The organism is Brachyspira catarrhinii (genome assembly GCF_005518285.1).
Lineage (GTDB): Bacteria > Spirochaetota > Brachyspiria > Brachyspirales > Brachyspiraceae > Brachyspira > Brachyspira catarrhinii.
The window spans coordinates 1-937 of record NZ_SJDU01000613.1 but is presented as its reverse complement, the minus strand read 5'-3'; the positions used below and the strand labels follow the sequence as shown (position 1 = coordinate 937).

Sequence of the window (937 nt, the reverse complement as noted above, 5' to 3'; positions counted from 1 at the left end):
AAAGAATTCTTAAAATCTTTTATCAATTTATCAAAATTAAATCTTAAAGAATATGTATCTATACCAAATTCTTCCGAATTTATATTTTCTTTAATAAAAGTTTCGATAAAATTAAAGATTTCTTCTAAATTCGATACAAAATTATTTTCAAGTTCTTTAAGTCTTGATTTTTTCGATTCTTTAATATCGTTAAGAATATAATTTAAATTTTGTAATTGAGATACCGAATTATCTTCGCTGTCATAATGTTTAGTTTCTCTAATTTCATTATCGGTTTTTTCATCTTTTTTGAAAATATCTTTAATAACTTCCGCTACTTTTTCTATGGCATAAAAAGGCATCTCTCTTACTTTCTCACTTCCGCATTTTGGACATTTTAACGGTTCTTCTTTTTCAAAAATTATACCTATTTTTTCTTGCCAATCCGTTGTGTCTGGCGGGTCTTTACAAATTGGCGGTTTGCTTGTTTTTCCAAATACTTCAATCAACTTTGCAAACTTACCTTTTCTTTCCGATATAAATATTTCTCCGCATGATTTACATTTATAATAGTATCCAACAAATTTAACAAAATCAATCATTTTTTATCTTTTATCTCCTCATTTTATAGTTTCCAAAAGATTATTAATAATCTCTTCTTTTCTGTCGTATTCTTTTCTTTTCTCCTCAATCTCGATTTCATTTAAGTTAGCGTTCTCTTCAATTTCTTTTTTAATCATATCAATTTTTATCAACTGCTCTTTTTTTCTTCGCTCAATATTTTTATGTATAAATTCTATCGTGTTATTTGTGATAAAATCTAAATCGTCAAAATATTTATCCAAAGATTTTTTAATTATTTCGTCAATATAAGAATTCATTTCAACCAATCGTTTTTCGGAGGCTTTTATTTCCAAAATTGAAAGGCATTTATAATCGGACAATGATATTTTATTAT

Annotated in this window: 2 protein-coding genes; both read right to left on the bottom strand. The window is 25.4% G+C overall.

Annotation, left to right across the window (positions count from 1 at the left end; translation table 11 throughout):
* On the bottom strand, nt 1-581 hold a 581-nt coding region (locus tag EZH24_RS12625), incomplete at its 3' end, for an FmdB family zinc ribbon protein (RefSeq protein WP_137999395.1).
* Between the two features lie 18 nt (nt 582-599).
* Nucleotides 600-937: hypothetical protein (locus EZH24_RS14375; protein ID WP_201798602.1), on the bottom strand; the 338-nt coding region annotated here is incomplete at its 5' end.